This is a genomic window from Streptomyces sp. NPDC004561, assembly GCF_053602155.1.
Genome location: NZ_JBSGDB010000167.1, coordinates 1 through 17374 on the forward strand (window position 1 = coordinate 1; position 17374 = coordinate 17374).

Annotated in this window: 13 protein-coding genes and 1 pseudogene; 9 read left to right on the forward strand and 5 right to left on the reverse strand. The window is 74.4% G+C overall.

The window, feature by feature from the left end; genetic code table 11:
* Window positions 1-505 (reverse strand): annotated as a pseudogene (locus ACWEN3_RS22130) (hypothetical protein); the annotation flags it as partial.
* Entirely contained in the window at window positions 505-1806 is a 1302-nt protein-coding gene (locus tag ACWEN3_RS22135) for a 3-oxoacyl-ACP reductase (protein ID WP_452973599.1), read from the reverse strand. The gene ACWEN3_RS22135 and the pseudogene ACWEN3_RS22130, both read right to left, overlap by 1 nt.
* 91 nt (window positions 1807-1897) lie before the next feature.
* On the opposite strand from ACWEN3_RS22135, the gene ACWEN3_RS22140 reads away from it, so the two are divergent.
* The 6 genes from ACWEN3_RS22140 (at window position 1898) to ACWEN3_RS22165 (ending at window position 11587) form a co-directional block, all read left to right on the forward strand.
* Window positions 1898-3184: an acetyl-CoA C-acetyltransferase gene (locus tag ACWEN3_RS22140; RefSeq protein ID WP_452973602.1), complete on the forward strand. Its 1287-nt coding sequence runs from the start codon at window positions 1898-1900 to the stop codon at window positions 3182-3184.
* Window positions 3185-3411: 227 nt separating this feature from the next.
* Window positions 3412-5352 carry an AMP-dependent synthetase/ligase gene (locus ACWEN3_RS22145; protein WP_452973605.1) on the forward strand — a complete coding sequence of 647 codons (1941 nt, stop codon included), beginning with the start codon at window positions 3412-3414 and terminating at the stop codon, window positions 5350-5352.
* Window positions 5353-5532: 180 nt separating this feature from the next.
* Complete coding sequence (locus ACWEN3_RS22150; RefSeq protein ID WP_452973608.1) at window positions 5533-6456, forward strand: LysR family transcriptional regulator; 924 nt, start codon at window positions 5533-5535, stop codon at window positions 6454-6456.
* 217 nt (window positions 6457-6673) lie between these two features.
* Window positions 6674-7489: a hypothetical protein gene (locus tag ACWEN3_RS22155; RefSeq protein ID WP_452973611.1), complete on the forward strand. Its 816-nt coding sequence runs from the start codon at window positions 6674-6676 to the stop codon at window positions 7487-7489.
* 156 nt (window positions 7490-7645) lie between these two features.
* Window positions 7646-8398 (forward strand): AfsR/SARP family transcriptional regulator, encoded by a 753-nt coding sequence (locus tag ACWEN3_RS22160; protein ID WP_452973614.1) that lies wholly within the window; start codon window positions 7646-7648, stop codon window positions 8396-8398.
* Window positions 8399-8569: 171 nt separating this feature from the next.
* Window positions 8570-11587 (forward strand): BTAD domain-containing putative transcriptional regulator, encoded by a 3018-nt coding sequence (locus tag ACWEN3_RS22165; RefSeq protein WP_452973617.1) that lies wholly within the window; start codon window positions 8570-8572, stop codon window positions 11585-11587.
* 116 nt (window positions 11588-11703) lie between these two features.
* Here ACWEN3_RS22165 and ACWEN3_RS22170 read toward each other — a convergent pair whose 3' ends face one another.
* From ACWEN3_RS22170 to ACWEN3_RS22180, 3 genes are all read right to left on the reverse strand, one after another.
* Window positions 11704-11907, reverse strand: coding sequence for a hypothetical protein (locus tag ACWEN3_RS22170; protein WP_452973620.1), 204 nt, complete (start codon window positions 11905-11907; stop codon window positions 11704-11706).
* A 160-nt stretch (window positions 11908-12067) separates the two neighbouring features.
* Window positions 12068-12781, reverse strand: coding sequence for a class I SAM-dependent methyltransferase (locus tag ACWEN3_RS22175; protein ID WP_452973622.1), 714 nt, complete (start codon window positions 12779-12781; stop codon window positions 12068-12070).
* Window positions 12782-12966: 185 nt separating this feature from the next.
* Window positions 12967-13170, reverse strand: a complete 204-nt coding sequence (locus ACWEN3_RS22180; RefSeq protein ID WP_003974443.1) for a cold-shock protein — start codon at window positions 13168-13170, stop codon at window positions 12967-12969.
* A 285-nt stretch (window positions 13171-13455) separates the two neighbouring features.
* Between ACWEN3_RS22180 and ACWEN3_RS22185 the strand changes: the two genes are divergently transcribed.
* The 3 genes from ACWEN3_RS22185 (at window position 13456) to ACWEN3_RS22195 (ending at window position 17355) form a co-directional block, all read left to right on the forward strand.
* The gene (locus ACWEN3_RS22185) at window positions 13456-14304 is read left to right on the forward strand and encodes a menaquinone biosynthetic enzyme MqnA/MqnD family protein (protein ID WP_452973626.1); all 849 of its coding nucleotides are present in this window, start codon (window positions 13456-13458) and stop codon (window positions 14302-14304) included.
* A 232-nt stretch (window positions 14305-14536) separates the two neighbouring features.
* Complete coding sequence (locus tag ACWEN3_RS22190; RefSeq protein ID WP_452973632.1) at window positions 14537-16603, forward strand: protein kinase domain-containing protein; 2067 nt, start codon at window positions 14537-14539, stop codon at window positions 16601-16603.
* The gene (locus ACWEN3_RS22195) at window positions 16600-17355 is read left to right on the forward strand and encodes a prepilin peptidase (protein WP_452973629.1); all 756 of its coding nucleotides are present in this window, start codon (window positions 16600-16602) and stop codon (window positions 17353-17355) included. Before ACWEN3_RS22190 ends, ACWEN3_RS22195 begins: the two co-directional genes overlap by 4 nt.
* Window positions 17356-17374: the final 19 nt, after the last annotated feature.

The following is a 17374-nucleotide window of genomic DNA, read 5'->3' on the forward strand; positions in this document are numbered from 1 at the left end:
TGATCGCCTCGCAGGGCGACGCGGTACGCCGCCACGCCCTCACCGCTGCCGGCTGGCCGCACGGGGCGCAGGTCAGCGACAACACCCTCGACTCCGTGACCACGGTCGCCTCGGTCCCGCGCCGGTGCGGCGCCAGCCCCGCGACGCGCACGGCGAGTTCGTACGCCTCGGTGGCCGGCAGGGGAGTGCGGCGGACGATCTCGATCGAGGTGTGGACCAGGCCCAGCAGCGGCAGCGGGAAGTCCCGGCCGCTCATCAGCCGCATCGCCAGCGGGAAGCCGAGGACGTGCGGGTAGGTCACGGGCAGGCCGGCCTCGCCGGTGGGGAACCCGCAGACCCGCTCGTACGCGGCCAGCCGGGCCAGGTCGGCGCGCGCGCCGGGCAGCACCAGACGGGTGCGGGGGAAGGCCGCGTCGGGGCCGGGCCGCTTGAAGGGGGAGAGCAGGGCGCCGCGGGCCAGCAGCGGGGGCAGCGCGGGGGCCCCGGTCAGGGTGACGGTGCTCATCAGGCCCCCAGCAGGCTCTGGCCGCAGACGCGGACGACCTGGCCGTTGACCGTGCCGGAGGCCGGGTGGGCGAGCCAGGCGGTGGTCTCGGCCACGTCGACGGGCAGCCCTCCTTGCGCGAGCGAGTTCATACGGCGGCCGGCCTCCCGGACGAACAGCGGGATCGCGGCGGTCATCCGCGTCTCGACGAACCCGGGCGCGACCGCGTTGACGGTCACCCCGTGCTCGGCGAGCGCGCGCGGCGCGAGGGAGCGTACGAGGCCCACGATCCCCGCCTTGCTCGCGCCGTAGTTGGTCTGGCCGGCGTTGCCCGCGAGCCCGGCGATGGAGGAGGTGGCCACGATCCGGCCGCCGGGGCGCAGGGTGCCCTCGGCGAGCAGCGCGTCGGTGGTGCGCAGCACGCTGCCCAGGTTCACCTCCAGGACCGGACGCCAGCGCTCCGCGGGCATGTTGACCAGCCGCCGGTCCCGGGTGATCCCCGCGTTGTGGATCAGGACGTCCAGGCCGTCCGGGAGGGCGGCGGCGATGCGCTCACCGGCGTCCTCGGCGGTGATGTCGAGGGTGAGCGCGCTGCCGCCGAGCCGTTCGGCGACCCCGCGGGCGTCCGCCTCGGCGGCGGGCACGTCGAGGACGACGACATGGGCGCCGTCGCGGGCGAGGGTCTCGGCGACGGCCGCGCCGATCCCGCGCGCGGCCCCGGTGACCAGCGCGGTCCGCCCGGCCAGCGGCCGGTCCGGGTCGGCGGGGGCGGTGACCGGGCCCGCGCCGGTCTCGATCACCTGGCCGCTGACGTAGGCGGACCCGGGGGAGAGCAGGAAGCGCAGGGTGGACTCGGCGGCGGCCGCGTCGGTCAGCCGGACGAGGTTGACGGTCCTGCCCCGGCCGATCTCCTTGCCGAGCGAGCGGGTGAAGCCCTCCATCGCCTGCTGGGCGGCCGACTGGTGGTGGTCGGCGGGGTCGAGCGGCGCGCCCAGCACCAGCACCCGGCCGCTCGCGGCGACCGACCCGACGACCGGGTGGAGGGCCGCGTGCACCTCGGCGAGCGTGTCCATGTCCCGTACGCCGGTGGCGTCCAGGACGACGGTGGCGGGGGCCGCGCCGCCCGGGGGGAGGCCGCCGCGGGCGAGGACGGGGGCGAGGTCGAGGGCGGAGGCGCCCGCGGTCAGGTGCAGCAACGTGCCGTCCAGGGCGGGCCGTCCGGGCGATCGGCGCCGCAGCGGGACGGGCCGGGGCAGGCCCAGCCGCCGGGTGAGGAAACGGCCGGGTGGCGTGCCGGTGAAGCTCAGATAGCGGTCGGTCATGTGCGACTCCCGCGCGACTCGGTGCCAAATGCTTACTCTGGAGTAAGGTTACCGGTGGTAAGGCTATGTCACGGGTGAGGAGCAGGTCGAGATGAGTCCCCTTGAGCCACCCCGCGCACGCCGGGTCGCGGTGATCGGGGGCACCCGTGTCCCGTTCGCCCGCTCCGACGGCCCCTACGCCACCGCCTCGAACCAGGAGATGCTCACGGCGGCCCTGGACGGACTGGCCGGACGCTACGGCCTGCGGGGACCCGGCGCCGTCGGCGAGTTCGTGGCCGGCGCCGTCCTCAAGCACAGCCGGGACTTCAACCTCGCCCGCGAGACCCTCCTCGGGTCGGTGCTGGATCCGCGCACCCCCGCCTACGACATCCAGCAGGCGTGCGGCACCGGACTCCAGGCCGTCGCCGCCGCCGCCAACAAGATCGCCCTCGGCCAGACCGAGTCGGCGGTCGCGGGAGGCGCCGACACCGCGAGCGACGCCCCCCTCGCCGTCAACGACGAGCTGCGCCGCATCCTGCTGGAGGCCCGCCGGGCCAGGTCGGCCGGCGCCCGCCTGGCGGCCCTGGCCAGGCTCCGCCCCGGCCACCTGGTCCCGGACGTCCCGCGCAACGCCGAGCCGCGCACCGGGCTGTCCATGGGCGAGCACGCGGCCGTCACCGCCCGCGCCTGGGGCATCGGCCGCGAGGCCCAGGACCGGCTGGCCGCCACCAGTCACCAGCGGCTCGCGGCGGCCTACGAACGCGGCTTCTTCCAGGACCTCGTGGTGCCCTTCCGGAGCCTGGAGCGGGACCAGAACCTGCGCCCGGACTCCACCCCGGAGAAACTCGCCGCGCTCAAGCCGGTGTTCGGGCTCGGGGCGCCGGATCCGACCATGACGGCGGGCAATTCGACCCCGCTCACCGACGGTGCCGCCCTCGTCCTGCTGGCGAGCGACGAGTGGGCCGAGGCGCGCGGCCTCGAACCGCTCGCCTACCTCACGGCGTACGAGACGGCCGCCGTCGACTTCGTGCACGGTGATGTCGCCGAGGGCGAGGACGGCCTGCTGATGGCCCCGGCGTACGCGGTCCCGCGCATGCTGGAGCGCACCGGCCTGGACCTCGCCGGCTTCGACCTGGTCGAGATCCACGAGGCCTTCGCGTCCCAGGTGCTGGCCACGCTCGCCGCCTGGGAGAAGCGGGGGCTGCCGCCGGTGGACCGGGCCCGGCTGAACGTGGCCGGATCCTCCCTGGCCACGGGACATCCGTTCGCCGCGACCGGCGCCCGGATCGTGGCGACCCTGGCCGGGCTGCTGGCCGAACGGGAAGGGCCGGGCCGCGGGTTGATCTCGATCTGCGCGGCGGGCGGGCAGGGCGTGACCGCGGTCCTGGAGCGACCGTAGCGGCACGGCACGAACATGAACACCTGTCACATACGTCCCGAGGCTGCACACCCCCGGCCCCGGACCATCCCCGAACCCGCACAGGCCCCCCACAGCAGACCCGTACGATCACCTGCCTAACCCGCGGTAACCCCTTTCTGCGCCCTGCCGTCGGTGAACGCCTCGCCGCACGAGGCACGTACGTCATGCAGCAAGCAGTGCACCGCTGCACGCCCGAGGAGCCGCCCATGTCCACTCCCTACCCGAACGCCCCCGTCTCCTCGGGCGTCCCCGTCTCCGCCACCGACTACGACGGCCTGCCGGTGCTGGTCCAGCCCGACACCCGGCGGCTGGACGGGGCCGTGCGGGAGGCGTCCGTACCGCCGTTCGCGCCGCCGGTCACCCACGGGTCGCTGGCCGACCTGCCGTTCGACAACGCCGGGACGGACCCCGGCGCGGTGGTGCTCAGCCGCAGACTGTCCGACGGCGGCTGGGCGGACGTGACCGCCGCGGAGTTCGCCGGGCAGGTGCTCGCGGTGGCCAAGGGGCTGATCGCCGAGGGGCTGATGCCGGGCGACCGGATCGCCGTCATGGCCCGCACGACGTACGAGTGGACCCTGCTCGACTTCGCCGCCTGGGCGGCCGGACTGGTCACCGTGCCCGTCTATCCGACGTCCTCGGTGTTCCAGACCCGCTGGATCCTGCACGACTCCGGCGCGGTCGCCCTGGTCACCGAGACGGTCGAGCAGGCCTCCGCCATCGGCCCCGAACTCCAGCACCTGCCCGATCTGCGCCACCTGTGGGTCATGGACAAGGGACATGTGGAGCGCCTGGCCGAGACGGGCGCGCCGGTGCCGGACGGCGAGGTCGGCGTGCGCCGGGGCATGCTCGGCCCCGACACCCTCGCCACCCTCATCTACACCTCGGGCACCACCGGCCGGCCCAAGGGCTGCGCCCTGTCGCACGGCAACTTCTTCGCCGAGGTCGACAACGCCATCGAACTGCTCCACCCCGTCTTCAAGGCCAGGGACGAGGTGCCGTCGGTCCTGCTGTTCCTGCCGATGTCCCACGTCTTCGGCCGGATGGTGGCGATCGCGTGCGTACGGGCCCGGGTGCGGCTCGGGCACGCGCCGAGCCTGCGGGCGGAGGACCTGCTGCCGGACCTGGCCGCGTTCCGGCCGACCTGTCTGCTGACCATCCCGTACATGCTGGAGAAGATCTACAACTCCGCGCGGGCCAAGTCGGAGGCCGGCGGCCGGGCGGCGGTCTTCGACCGGGCGGCGGAGGTGGCCCGGCGCTACGGCGAGGCGCTGGAGGCCCGGCAGACCGGCGCCGGCAGCGGCCCTGGCCGCGCCCTGAAGACGGCCCGCACCTTCTACGACCCGCTGGTCTACCGCCGCATCCGCGCCGCGATGGGCGGCCGCGTCCGCTACGTCATCTGCGGCGGCTCCCCGCTCGGACGGCGCCTCGCCGCCTTCTACGCCGGTGCCGGCATCGAGGTCTTCGAGGGGTACGGCCTGACGGAGACCACCGGAGCCTCCACCGTCACCCCGCCGCTCAAGCCCCGGCTGGGCACCGTCGGCTGGCCGCTGCCGGGGACCCGGGTGCGGATCGCGGCCGACGGAGAGATCCTCGTCGGCGGCGACCACGTGCTGCGCGGCTACTGGGATCCCCAGGCCGGCGGTGTCGTGCCCGCGACCCGGGACGGCTGGCTCGCCACCGGGGACATCGGCGAGCTGGACGACGAGGGCTATCTGACCATCACCGGCCGCAAGAAGGAGCTGCTGATCACCTCGGGCGGCAAGTCGGTGGCGCCGGCCCCGCTGGAGAACTGGCTGCGCCAGCACCCGCTGATCTCCCAGGTGATGCTGGTCGGCGACGCCCGCCCGTACGTCGCCGCCCTGATCACCCTCGACCCCGACGGCGTGATCCACTGGCGGCAGATGATCGGCAAGCACCCGGTGCCGCCGGAACTGCTCGTCGGCGACCCCGAGCTGGAGGCGGTGCTGCAACGGGCGGTGGACGAGGCGAACCGGCTGGTCTCGCGCCCCGAGTCCATCCGCCGGTTCGCCGTCCTGCCCGTGGACTTCACCGAGGAGGCCGGCCTGCTCACCCCCTCCATGAAGCTGCGGCGCGAGCAGATCATGCGGGACTTCGCCCCCGAGGTGGAGGCGCTGTACGAGCGCTGAGCGGCCGTGGGGCGGTCGGCACCCGCTCCCGGCGGGCTCCCGCCTCGGTCCGGACTCGGCGGGTGCGGGGAGCGGGTTGCCGCCTGGGTCGTTCGCGGCCCGCCCACGATCCTGGTACCGGCCCGACATCCAGTCAATCCTTGGGTTTTCTCGCCAAACCCAAGGGAAGTCTTGGGAGTTGTGACGCTCGACGACCTCCGTGTGTTCGTGGCCGTGTGCCGCGCCGGCAGCCTCAGCTCCGTCGCCCGGGAGCTGGGCTGCACCCAGTCCGCCGTCAGCCAGCACGTCAGACGGCTGGAGAAGGAGACCGGCGTCGCGCTGCTGGAGCGGCAGCCGCGCGGGGTCGTGCCCACCCGGGCCGGCCGGATCCTCGACGCGGCGGCCGCCGAGGGCATAGCGGGCCTCGACCTCGCCGTACGGCGGCTGCGCGACCTGCTCGACGGGCACGGCGGACACGTCCGGGTGGCCACCGGCGCCACCACCGTCCGGCACTTCATGTCCGACGCCGTCGTCACCTTCCGCCGCCGCCACCCCCAGGTCAACCTCGAGTTCCGCACGGTCAGTTCGGGACGCGGCAGCTTCGACGCGCTCGCCGACGGCACCCTCGACCTGGCCTGGATCACCCTCGGCCCGCCCGTGCGCGGCATCGAGCAGCACGCCGTGGTCGAACTGCCCTGGGTGCTCGCCGTCCACGCCACCGACCCGCTGGCCGGGGCTCCCCGCCTCGCCGCCGCCGACCTGCGCGACGTCCCGCTCATCCGGCTGCCCCCGAACTCCGCCTCCGCCGCCCACCTCGACGCCGCCTGCGCCGAGGCGGGCGTCCGGTTCGCCTACGACACGTCCGTCGCCGACTGGGACACCGCGCTGCTGCTGGCCGAACTGGGCGCCGGCCGGGCCGTCGTGCCCGCCGTGCCCGGGCTTCCGGTGCCCGGCGCGGGCGCCCTGCGGCTCGTGCCGCTGCCGGGGCTCAGACCCCTGCCGGTCGGCTGGGCCGTGCGCCGCTGGGACGCGCTCGACCCGCCCGCCCGGGCCTTCGCGGACACCGTGCGTGAGCGCTGCGAACGGTCCGGAACCGGTCCGCCCGACGGCCGGCCGGCCCGCTGAGCCGACCCCGTCCGTTTGCTGTGAATCCGCCCCCGGCACGTGCGGGTGAACGGGTAGCGTACGGGACGTTCCACTCGCCACCACGGTCTGCCATCGCGGGGAAGAAGTGAGCGTCTTGGGCCCACGCCCATTCCGGGAACCGTCCGGGACCGGATCGGTAACTCCCGCTCGTAGCCTGCCTTTCCACCCTCGCCGACTCCGTCACCCGAGCAGAGGCATGAAAGAAGACAACGACGTCCGCCGGATCTTCCTGCTGAACCCGGACCCGCGTCTCCTGCGCGAGGCCGCCCGGACGGGTGTCCAAGTGCGCTCGGCCCGGGCCGACGTGCACGACGAGGCGGCCCTGCGCCCCCTTCTGGAGGAGGCCGCCACCGCCGGGCTGTTCGTCAACGCCGCCCGCGCCCTGAGCCTGCTGGCGGACCCGGACGCCGTCCGGCGGATGGTCCGCGACAACCGGCTCTCGCCCGACACCGGGCCGACCCCCGGCGCCCCCCGGCTGACCGTGGAGACGCTGAGCGTGCACGGCATGCACCAGACCGTCGGGATCACCGCCCGGATGCCCTACGGGCTGCTCCACCCGGCCCCGCTGACCGAGGACGCGGCCGCCGAGGTGCGCGCGGTGGTGACCGCCCTGCTGGACCTGACCGGATACCAGTACGGGCCCGCGCACACCGGTGTCGCGCTCACCCGGCGCGGCCCGGTGATCACCGGCTGCCGGGCGGGCCTCGCGGACGATCCGGTGCCCGAACTGCTCAAGGTGGCCGGCGGCTTCGACCTGGCCGCCGGGGCCGTCCAGGTGCTGGCCGGGCGGCTGGTGGACGCGGTACGGCCCGGCCGGTTCGCCGCGGCGGCCGTGCTGAACCCGCCGTGGCGGATGGAGACCGGCGAGGTGGGCGTGCTGCCGCACGTCCGGCACGTCTCGCCGCCCGGCTCCCGGCGCCCCGGGCACTTCGTCGTGCACGCCGACTCCCCCGAGGGCGCGGCCCAGCGGGTGACCTCCCTGAAGGCGCTGGTCGCGGGGGAGGCGGGCTGACCGCCGGGACCGGGAACGGATCGGGAACGATCCGGTACACGACGACCGCACTGTTGATACGTCGCCGGAAGAAGGACGACGACGCCAGCGACGTCAACAGGAGGCGGAGCCAGGATGCTGAGGTTCTCGATTCTCGGGGCACTGCAGATCCGTAGCGTGTCCGGTCCTGCGGAGATCTCCGGCGACCTGCAGCGCACCCTCGTCCAGACGCTGCTGGTCAACGAGGGGCAACCGGTGTCCGGGGAGAGCCTGGTCGAGGAGATGTGGGGCGACGCCCTGCCCGACAACCAGGCCAACGCCCTGCAGGCGCACGTCAGCCGGCTGCGCCGCAAACTGCGCGGCCTGGAGCCGGACCGGCCCGCCTCCCGGGTCACCATGCACCCCTCCGGATACCGGCTGACCGTGGCCGAGGGCGAGCTGGACGCCGCCGAGTTCGTACGGACCGTGCAGCACGCGGAGTCGGCCTCGCCCGACGACGCGGCGCGCACCGCCCGGCTGCTCGGCGGGGCGCTGGCGCTGTGGCGCGGGACCGTCTTCGGCGGCTTTCCCGGCGGCACCCTGTGCCAGCTGGCCGGCGCCCGCTACGAGGAGTACCGGATGCGGGCCATGGAACTGCGCTTCGACGCCGAGCTGCGGCTCGGCCACCACGCGGCCGTGCTCGCCGAACTGGCGGAGGCCCACACCAACCACCCGCTGCGCGAACGCTTCTGCGAGCAGCTGATGGTCGCCCTGTACTGCTCCGGCCGGCAGGCCGACGCCCTCGACGTCTTCCGCCGCATGCGCCGCCAGCTCGACGACGAACTCGGCATCCAGCCCTCGCCCGCACTGCGCAACGTTGAGAGCGCGATCCTCCGTCACGACCCTGCCCTCGTCGGCGATGTGCGCGCCACCCTCCTCCAGCTCGCCTGAAGGTGGTTAGCTGTTCGCCAGGACCGAGCAACACCCCAGGTAGCCGGAATCGCCTCCTCCGTACTGCTCGTTCGGGTACAACCTAGGGTGGTCCCGAACATCTCGGGCCGGGCGGCACGACGGGGCGGAGGGGACGGGTTCGTGGAATCGGCGGCATCGGGTCGTCCTGTCGTGCGGTTCAACATCCTGGGCTCGTTGGAAGGCTGGTACGGCGAACGGCGATTACGGCTCGGCAGCCCGACCCAGGAGCGCGTGCTCGTCACTCTGCTGCTGGAGCCCGGCCGCATGGTGCCGATGACCCGGCTGGTCGCCGCCGCCTGGGACGACGAGCCGCCGCAGACCGCGAGTCACCAGGTCCGCAAGTCCGTCGCCGCGCTGCGCACCCGCATCCCGGACGGCGCCTCGCTGATCGTCACCGACGGTGCCGGGTACCGGGCCGTCCTCGGCGAACAGCAGCTGGACCTGCACGAGTTCACCCAGTGGTCCCGGCAGGCCCGGCAGGCGGTGTCGGCCGGCCGGGCCGAGGAGGCGGTCGGGCATCTGCGGGCCTGTCTGGACCTGTGGCGGGGCCCGGTCATGGCGGACGGGGGCGGTTCGGTGATCTCCGCGGCCTCCGCGGCCCTGGAGGAGCGGCACATGGCCGTCGCCGAGCAGTACTTCGAACTCCAGCTGGAACTCGGCCAGTCCGGCGAACTGGTGGGCCCGCTGCGCGAGCTGGTCACCGCCCACCCGCTGCGGGAGACCCTGAGGGGCCGACTGATGCTCGCCCTGTACCGGGCCGGCCGGCAGGCGGAGGCGCTGGAGGAGTTCGGCCGGGTGCGCGCCCTGCTCGTGGAGGAGCTGGGCATCGACCCCGGCGCCGAACTCACCCGGCTCTACGAGGCGATCCTGCGCGACAGCCCCGAAGTGGCCCCCCGGCTGCCGCAGTCCGTTGCCGACCGCGCCGCCCTCCTCGTCCCCGACCCCTACACCCAGCCCTCCGGCGGCGAGCCCGCGCCCTGCACCCTGCCCTACGACCTGCCGGACTTCACCGGCCGGGACGAGGAGCTGTCCCGGCTGCTCGCCGTGGGCCGGGCCCCGGCCGGCGGCGGCACCCGTATCGTGGGCGTCGACGGCATGGGCGGCAGCGGCAAGACGGCCCTCGCCGTGCACGCCGCCCATCTGCTCGCCCCCGAGTACCCCGACGGGCAGCTCTTCGTCGACCTGCGCGGCTTCAGCCCCGGCGAGAAGGCCCAGGAACCGGGCGCCGTACTGCACTCCTTGCTCCGCACCCTCGGCATACCGGACGACCGGATACCGGATGACCTGGAACGTCGCACCACCTTCTGGCGAACCGTTTCCGCCCAACGCAAACTGCTGCTGCTGCTCGACAACGCGGCCGACGCCGCCCAGATCCGGCCCCTGCTCCCCACCTCCGAGGACTGCCTGGCCATCCTCACCAGCCGGGTCCGGATGCTCGACCTGGACGGGGCCGAGTGGCTCTCCCTGGGTCTGCTCTCCGCCGACGACAGCACCACCCTCCTCACCCGGATGCTGGGCGCCGACCGCACCGCCGCCGAACCCCGGGCCGTCGACCGGCTGGCCCAGCTGTGCGGCGGCCTGCCGCTCGCCCTGCGCATCACCACCGCCCGGCTGCGCAACCGGCCCCGCTGGACCGTGCAGTACCTGGTCGACCGGCTCGCCGACGAGACCCGCCGGCTGCGCGAGCTGAGCGCCGGGGAACGCAGCGTCGAGGCCACGCTCCGGCTGTCGTACCAGGCGATGGACGAGGACCAGCGCGCCGCGTTCCGGCTGCTCGGCCTGCACCCCGGCAGCGCCATCGACGTCCACTCCGGCGCCGCGCTGCTCGGCACCGGCGGCCACGACGCCGAGGACCTCCTGGAGTGCCTGCTCGACGCGCATCTGCTGGAGCAGCACGAGGCGGGCCTGTACGGCTTCCACGACCTGGTGCGCACCTACGCGCTGAGCGTCCGGGAGGCCGAGGACGACGAGGAGGCCGCGGTCGAGCGGCTGGTCGCCTACTACACGCGGGCCACCGACCAGGCCTGCGAGACGCTCTTCCCCGGGCGCAGCCGCTACGGGGACCCCCCGGGCGGCGACGCGTCGGGACTGCCCCGGCTGGACGACGGCGAACAGGCGCTGCGCTGGTTCGACCGCGAGTACGAGGCACTGCTCGCGGTGGTCGCCCAGGCCGGCACCCAGGACCTGCACCGGCCGGCCGCGCTGCTCGCCCGCAACCTGCTGTTCTACCTGGACCTGCGCGGGCGCTACGAGGAGTTCCGGGTGGTCGGCCGCATCGGCGTCGGCGCCTGCCGGCAGTTCAGCGACCCGGCGCTGCTCGGCATCAGCCTGTGCAACCTGGCCGTGGGCCACTGGTGGCTCGGCGACTTCCAGGACGGCATCACCACCGCCCAGGAGGGCCTGGAGCTGGCCAGCACCAACGACCGGCGCACCGAGGCGATGTGCCTGGACGTCCTCGGCCTGCTGCACGGCGCGCTCGGCAACTTCGACGAGGCCCGCGCCTATCTCGCCCAGGGCATCGCCCTGCACCACGAGCTGGGCGCACCCCGGATGGAGGCACAGGCGCTGGTCAACCTCAGCACCGTGCAGACCTGGACCGGCCACTACGCCGAGGGCGCCCGCTACGCGGCCCGGGCCACCGAGCTGAACCGGCGCCTGGGGGAGCGCAGCAACGAGATCCACTCGCTGACCTTCCTGGCGCTCGCCCACCTCGGCACCGGCGAGGACGAGCGGGCACGGGCCTGTCTCGCCCAGGCCCTCGAACTGTGCGACGAGTCCCGCAAACCCGCGAACGTGGCCGTCGTCCTCGCCCACTGGGCGCGGGTGTGCCAGCGGCTCGGCGATGTGCGCTCGGCCGCCGAGCACGCCGAGCGCGCGCTGGACCTGGTCTCCGCCGAGGGCACGGCCCTGCGCCAGGCGACCGTGGCGAACGTGGTGGGCCTGGTCCACCTGCGCAGCGGCGCCGCCGACCGCGCCATGGAACTGCACGGCCAGGCCCATGAGCTGGCCTCCCGGCACGGCTACCGCATCGAGATCGCCCGCGCCCTGCACGGCATGGCCGAGGCGGCCGAGGCCCTCGACGACGAGCCGACGGCCCGCCGCCACCACCGGGCGGCGCAGGTGCTGTACGACGCGATGGGCGTGACGGAGCCGGGGCGGCGGCCGTAGCCCCGCGCCGGACGCCCGCCCGGGCGGCCCGGTATGCGCAACGGCACCGGTGGGGGTGGGGACCCGGCCGGTGCCGTCGGTGCGGTGGTGCGCGGTGTGGTGGTGTTCGGGTGCGGTCAGGAGTGGACGAGACCCGGCCCGCGGTCGTCCGCCAGGACCGGACCGGAGTGCGTGTGCAGGCCCGTCAGGCCGGCGGTGTCGCGGACCAGCGCCTGGTGAAGCCCGGTCGTCGGAACGGTCGCGGCGGTGCCGAGCGCCAGGATGCCGGCGCCGGCGAGCGCGGCCAGAACCGTCTTCGTACGCAGTGCGATGGTGCGCATGTGTGGACCCCCTGTGAGAGACGGATCGTGCTCCGGTCGCCGGGCCCCTCCCCGGCGCCGCGACCGATGCTCGACGCAGCCGGTCCCCATGCCTTCCCCGCTGGTTCCCGGGTACCGGGAGACCACCGGTACTCCTGGTTTCAACCGCCTTTTTCGCTGGTCAGGCCGGGTTCAGCCCGGGTCGGACCGGCTTGCGCGCGTACAGGATGGCCTGCCGGACGGACTCGTCGAACGCCTCGTCGGGCTCGCGCACGGTCCGCGAGACGAGCGCGAAACCGGCGTCCGCCAGCAGCCGCGCCATGTCCTCCGGGCGCCGGCGGTGGAAGTCCAGCGTCACCGGGTGGCCCCAGGGGCCGTCCAGACGGAGGGGCTCCTCCCCGGCCTGGAACGCCAGCAGAAGGTGCCCGCCGGGGGCCAGCACCCGGAGGAACTCCGCGAACAGCGCCGGGAGTTGCTCCACCGGGGTGTGGATCGAGGAGTACCAGGAGACGACCCCGGCCAGCGCGCCGTCAGGCAGCGCGAGCTCCAGCATCGATCCCTGCTCGAACCTCAGCTCCGGATGCTCGCGGCGGGCGACGGCCAGCATGGACGCGGACAGGTCGAGCCCGAAGACGTCGAGGCCGAGGGAGGCGAGGTGCGCGGTGACCCACCCGGGCCCACAGCCGAGGTCCGCCACCGCCCCGCCGGGGCCCACGAGCTCGGCGTACGCACCGAACAGCGCCCGCTCCAGCGGCGTACGGGCGACCTCGCCCCGGAAGCGCTCGGCGTAGTCGTCGGCGATGGCGTCGTAGAACGTGCGGGTGGCGGCCAGGAAGTCCTGGGAGCCGGTGTCGTGGGCGGCCTGGTCGTCGTGGGTGTCCTGGGCATCGGTCATGGGCCGGGAAGATAGCGCCACCCACCGACAACGGCCGCCCTCGCGTGTCCCAGGTCCTGATCGCGCGGCGCGGGTGAACGGGAAAAGAACGCCGGCCGAAAACGCCCGGGAAAGGCAGGAGCCCCGTCGCCTGGCGGCGCGGGGCTCCTTGGGTACTGCACTCAGGTTCTGCGATCAGGCAGTGATCAGACGGGGGTGACGTTCTCCGCCTGCGGACCCTTCGGGCCCTGGGTCACGTCGAAGGAGACCTGCTGGTTCTCCTCGAGAGAACGGAAACCCTGCGCGTTGATCGCGGAGTAGTGGACGAAGACGTCGGGGCCGCCGCCCTCCTGGGCGATGAAGCCAAAGCCCTTTTCGGCGTTGAACCACTTCACGGTTCCGGTAGCCATAAGCCCTCCTTGGGCTCAAAAGGGTTGCCCTGCTCCAGAACCTGCAAGTGCGAAACGGTGCTGCACGACTGCATACGTCTGAAAACGACGAGAGCCCGCGGTCACATGCTCCGCAGGCTCTGTACTGCAAGGGAAACCAAACTGCAACTTGCGGCGAGCCTAGCACGCGGGCAGCCGAAAGCAATAGAGGTCAAGATCACTTCACTCGAATGTTTGAATGCATGTAACCCGATTGACGGTGGGGCCGGTCCCGGCACCGTACAACAGGGGGTCTAGTCTCGCGATGTGGACAATTCTCGCACCCGGCCGCGCGTCGGCCACATCCAGTTCCTGAACTGCCTGCCCCTCTACTGGGGGCTCGCGAGAACCGGCACCCTCCTCGACCTCGAGCTGACCAAGGACACCCCGGACAAGCTCAACGAGAAGCTGGTGCAGGGCGATCTCGACATCGGGCCGATCACCCTGGTCGAGTTCCTGAAGCACGCGGACGACCTCGTCGCCTTCCCGGACATCGCCGTCGGCTGCGACGGCCCGGTGATGTCCTGCGTGATCGTCTCGCAGGTCCCGCTCGACCGGCTGGACGGCGCCCGGGTCGCCCTCGGCTCGACCTCCCGCACCTCGGTCCGGCTCGCCCAGCTCCTCCTCGCCGAGCGGTACGGCGTCCAGCCGGACTACTACACCTGCCCGCCCGACCTCAGCCTGATGATGCAGGAGGCCGACGCCGCCGTCCTCATCGGCGACGCCGCGCTGCGCGCGAACCTCCACGACGGCCCGCGCTACGGCCTCGAGGTGCACGACCTCGGCGCGCTGTGGAAGGAGTGGACGGGCCTGCCGTTCGTCTTCGCGGTGTGGGCGGCGCGCCGGGACTACCTGGAGCGCGAGCCGCTCATCACGCACAAGGTCCACGAGGCCTTCCTGGAGTCCCGCAACCTCTCCCTGGAGGAGGTCGGCAAGGTCGCCGAGCAGGCGGCCCGCTGGGAGGCCTTCGACGAGTCGACCCTGGAGCAGTACTTCACCACCCTCGACTTCCGCTTCGGCGGCCCGCAGTTGGCGGCCGTCGCCGAGTTCGCCCGCCGCGTCGGCCCGACGACCGGCTTCCCGGCGGACGTGAAGGTGGATCTGCTTCACGCGTAATCACTACGCTGCGGTGCACCGGGCGTTGGGGGACGGGGGAGAGGTGGTCACCATGCAGCCGGGGGACGCGGAGCGGCCTGACGACACGGAACGGTCCCACGGCGCCGAGCGAGCCGGGGACGCCGAGCACCTGCGGGACGCCGGGCGGCCGGGTGGCGCCGAGCGGTCGGGTGCCGGGGAAGGGCCGCGGGGCGCCGGGTGGTCCGGGCGCGCGGGGCCGGCGCGGGACGCCGTGCAGCCGCTCGGCGCCGACGAACCGGTTGCCGTCGGGCCCTACCGGCTGCTCGGCCGGCTCGGCTCCGGCGGCATGGGCCGGGTCTATCTGGGGCGCAGCGCGGGCGGCCGTACGGTCGCCGTGAAGATCGTGCACCCGCACTTCGCGCTGGACGAGGAGTTCCGCGCCCGGTTCCGGCGCGAGGTCGAGGCCGCCCGCCGGGTCGGCGGCGCCTGGACCGCGCCCGTACTGGACGCGGACCCGGACGCCCCGGTCCCCTGGGTCGCCACCGCCTACGCGGCCGGCCCGTCCCTCACGGCGGCCGTCAACGGCGGCGGCCCGCTGCCCGCGCACACCGTACGGGCCCTGGGCGCGGGCCTCGCCGAAGCGCTGGCCGCCGTACACGACCTGGGCCTCGTCCACCGGGACGTGAAGCCGTCCAACGTGCTGCTGACCCTGGACGGCCCGCTGCTGATCGACTTCGGCATCGCGCGGGCCACGGACGGCACGGCGTCCCTCACCTCCACCGGCGTGTCGATCGGCTCCCCGGGCTACATGTCGCCCGAGCAGATCCTCGGCAAGGGCGTCACGGGCGCCGCCGACGTCTTCTCCCTCGGCGCCGTCCTCACCTACGCGGCGACGGCCGAGCAGCCCTTCCCGGGCGACTCCTCGGCCGCGCTGCTCTACAAGGTCGTCCACGAGGAGCCCGAACTCGGCTCGCTGGCCGGGGAGCTGAGGGACGTCGCGGCGGCCTGCCTGGCCAAGGACCCGGCGGCCCGGCCCACCCCCGCCGAGGTGAGCCGGCGGCTCGCTCCCGACGGCGCCGCCCGCCTGGTCGCCGGCGGCTGGCTGCCGGGCCCCCTGGTGGAACAGGTCAGCCGCAGCGTCGTCCACCTCCTCAACCTGGACACGGGCGAGGCGGTGCCCTCGGGCCCGGTCGCCTTCAGCAGCCCTTCGGTGGAGCCCGGGGCGTCGCGGGCCGGGTTCGCCGCGGGTGCGGTGCGGTCCGGAGCGTCGCAGGGGGGCCTTGCTCCGGGAGCCGCGGAGTCCCCCTCGTCGCCGGGTGGGCCGGCCCCGGCTGCCGGAGTGTTCGGGCCCGCCCCCGTGATGAATCCGGGCGGCCCGCCGACCGATGCGCCCGGTGTGCCGCCCGGCTTCCCGGCTCCGCCGACGGGTCCGCCGGGCGCCGCGCCCGGATCAACGCCCCCACCACCGGGCGCGCTCGGGCTTCCCGGCCCACTCTCCGCCCCACCCACCGACGCGCCCGGCTTCCCGCCCCTGCCGACCGCCGCGCCCCCAAGCTCGCCGGGCCCACACACCGCCCTGTCCGGCATGTACCCGGGCTCGTTCCCCGCCGCTCCCGGCATTTACCCGGGCTCGCCCACCGTCGCCCCCGGCATGTCCCCCGACTCACCCACCGTCGCCCCCGGAATCTCCCCCGGCTCGCCCACCGTCGTGCCCGCGCCGCGGGACGCGCGGCCCGGGCGGGTCTCCATGAGCGTGGCGGCGACTTCGGCGCCGTCGGAGAGCGGCCGTGGGCGCCGGGTGAGCTGCACGGTGGCGCTGGCCGTCGCCGGGGCGCTGGCCGCGGTGACCGTGGGGGCCGGCGTCCTGCTGCGGCCGTGGTTCGCGGGTGGCGGGGACACCGAGGCGGGCAGCGGCGCCGCCCGCACCCCGGGCCCGAGCGCCGCCGCCAGCGACGGCGCCGTGGACGGAGGCGCACGGCCCGGCGCGATCCCGGCCCGCTACCTCGGCACCTGGGAGGGCCAGGCCACCGGACTCGGCGGCACCCTGCCCATGGGCACCTTCCGCCTCACCGTGCACCAGGCCCGCGTCGGCGAGGAGTTGGGGCGGCTGAGGCAGACCGACCAGATCGGCGCCGTGTGCACCGACATCCTCACGCTGAAGAAGGTGACGCAGACCCAGCTCCGCGCGACCTCGGTGGGCGCGAAGGGCAACCACGAGGGCTGCGACCCGGCCCCGCACCAGATCGAGCTGACCCCGGTCGGCGACGACCTGCGGTACACCTCGGCCAGCACGGCGGAGGGCAACCCGGAGTCGAGGATGTCGAAGGCCGGCGGATGACGGGGCTCCTGGTGCTCGCCGCCCTGCTCTGGGGCGGGGTGGCGGGCGCGCTGCTGCCCCGGGCCGCCCACCGTCTCGCCGTCCCGTCGGGGGAGCCGTGGCGGGACCGGTGCGCGAGCGGCCATCCGATCCGGGGCTGGCTGGGAGGGGCCGGGTGCGGGCGGTGCCCGGGGGACGGGCGACTGCAGGACGAGGGGCCGTACACCCCCTACACGCCCTCCGCCCCCCTCCTCGCCGTCGCCACCGCCCTCACCTGCGCCGTCCTCGCCGCCGCGACCGGCACCCGGCCCGAGTTGGCGGTGTGGCTGCTGCTCGCGCCCGTCGGCGTCCTGCTGGCCGTCGTGGACTTCCGGGTGCAGCGCCTGCCCGACCCGCTGACCCTGCCCCTCGCGGCCGCCGCCCTGGCCCTGCTGGGCCTCGCCGCCCTGCTGCCCGAGCACGCCGGCCACTGGCTCACCGCGCTCCACGGCGCGCTCGCGCTCGGCGCCGGCTACTACCTGCTGTACCGCGTCAACCCGGCCGGCATGGGCTTCGGCGACGTCAAACTGGCCGTGGGGATGGGCGCGGTGCTCGGCTGGTACGGCTGGCCCACGGTCCTGCTCGGGACCTTCGCCGGGTTCCTGCTCGGCGCGCTCTACGGCGGCGCGCTCGTCGTCGTACGGCGCGCGGGACGCAAGACGGCCGTACCGTTCGGGCCGTTCCTCATGGCCGGCGCGCTCGCCGGGCTGCTGATCGGCGCGTACGCGGCCTGACGTGCCGGCCCGGCGTGGC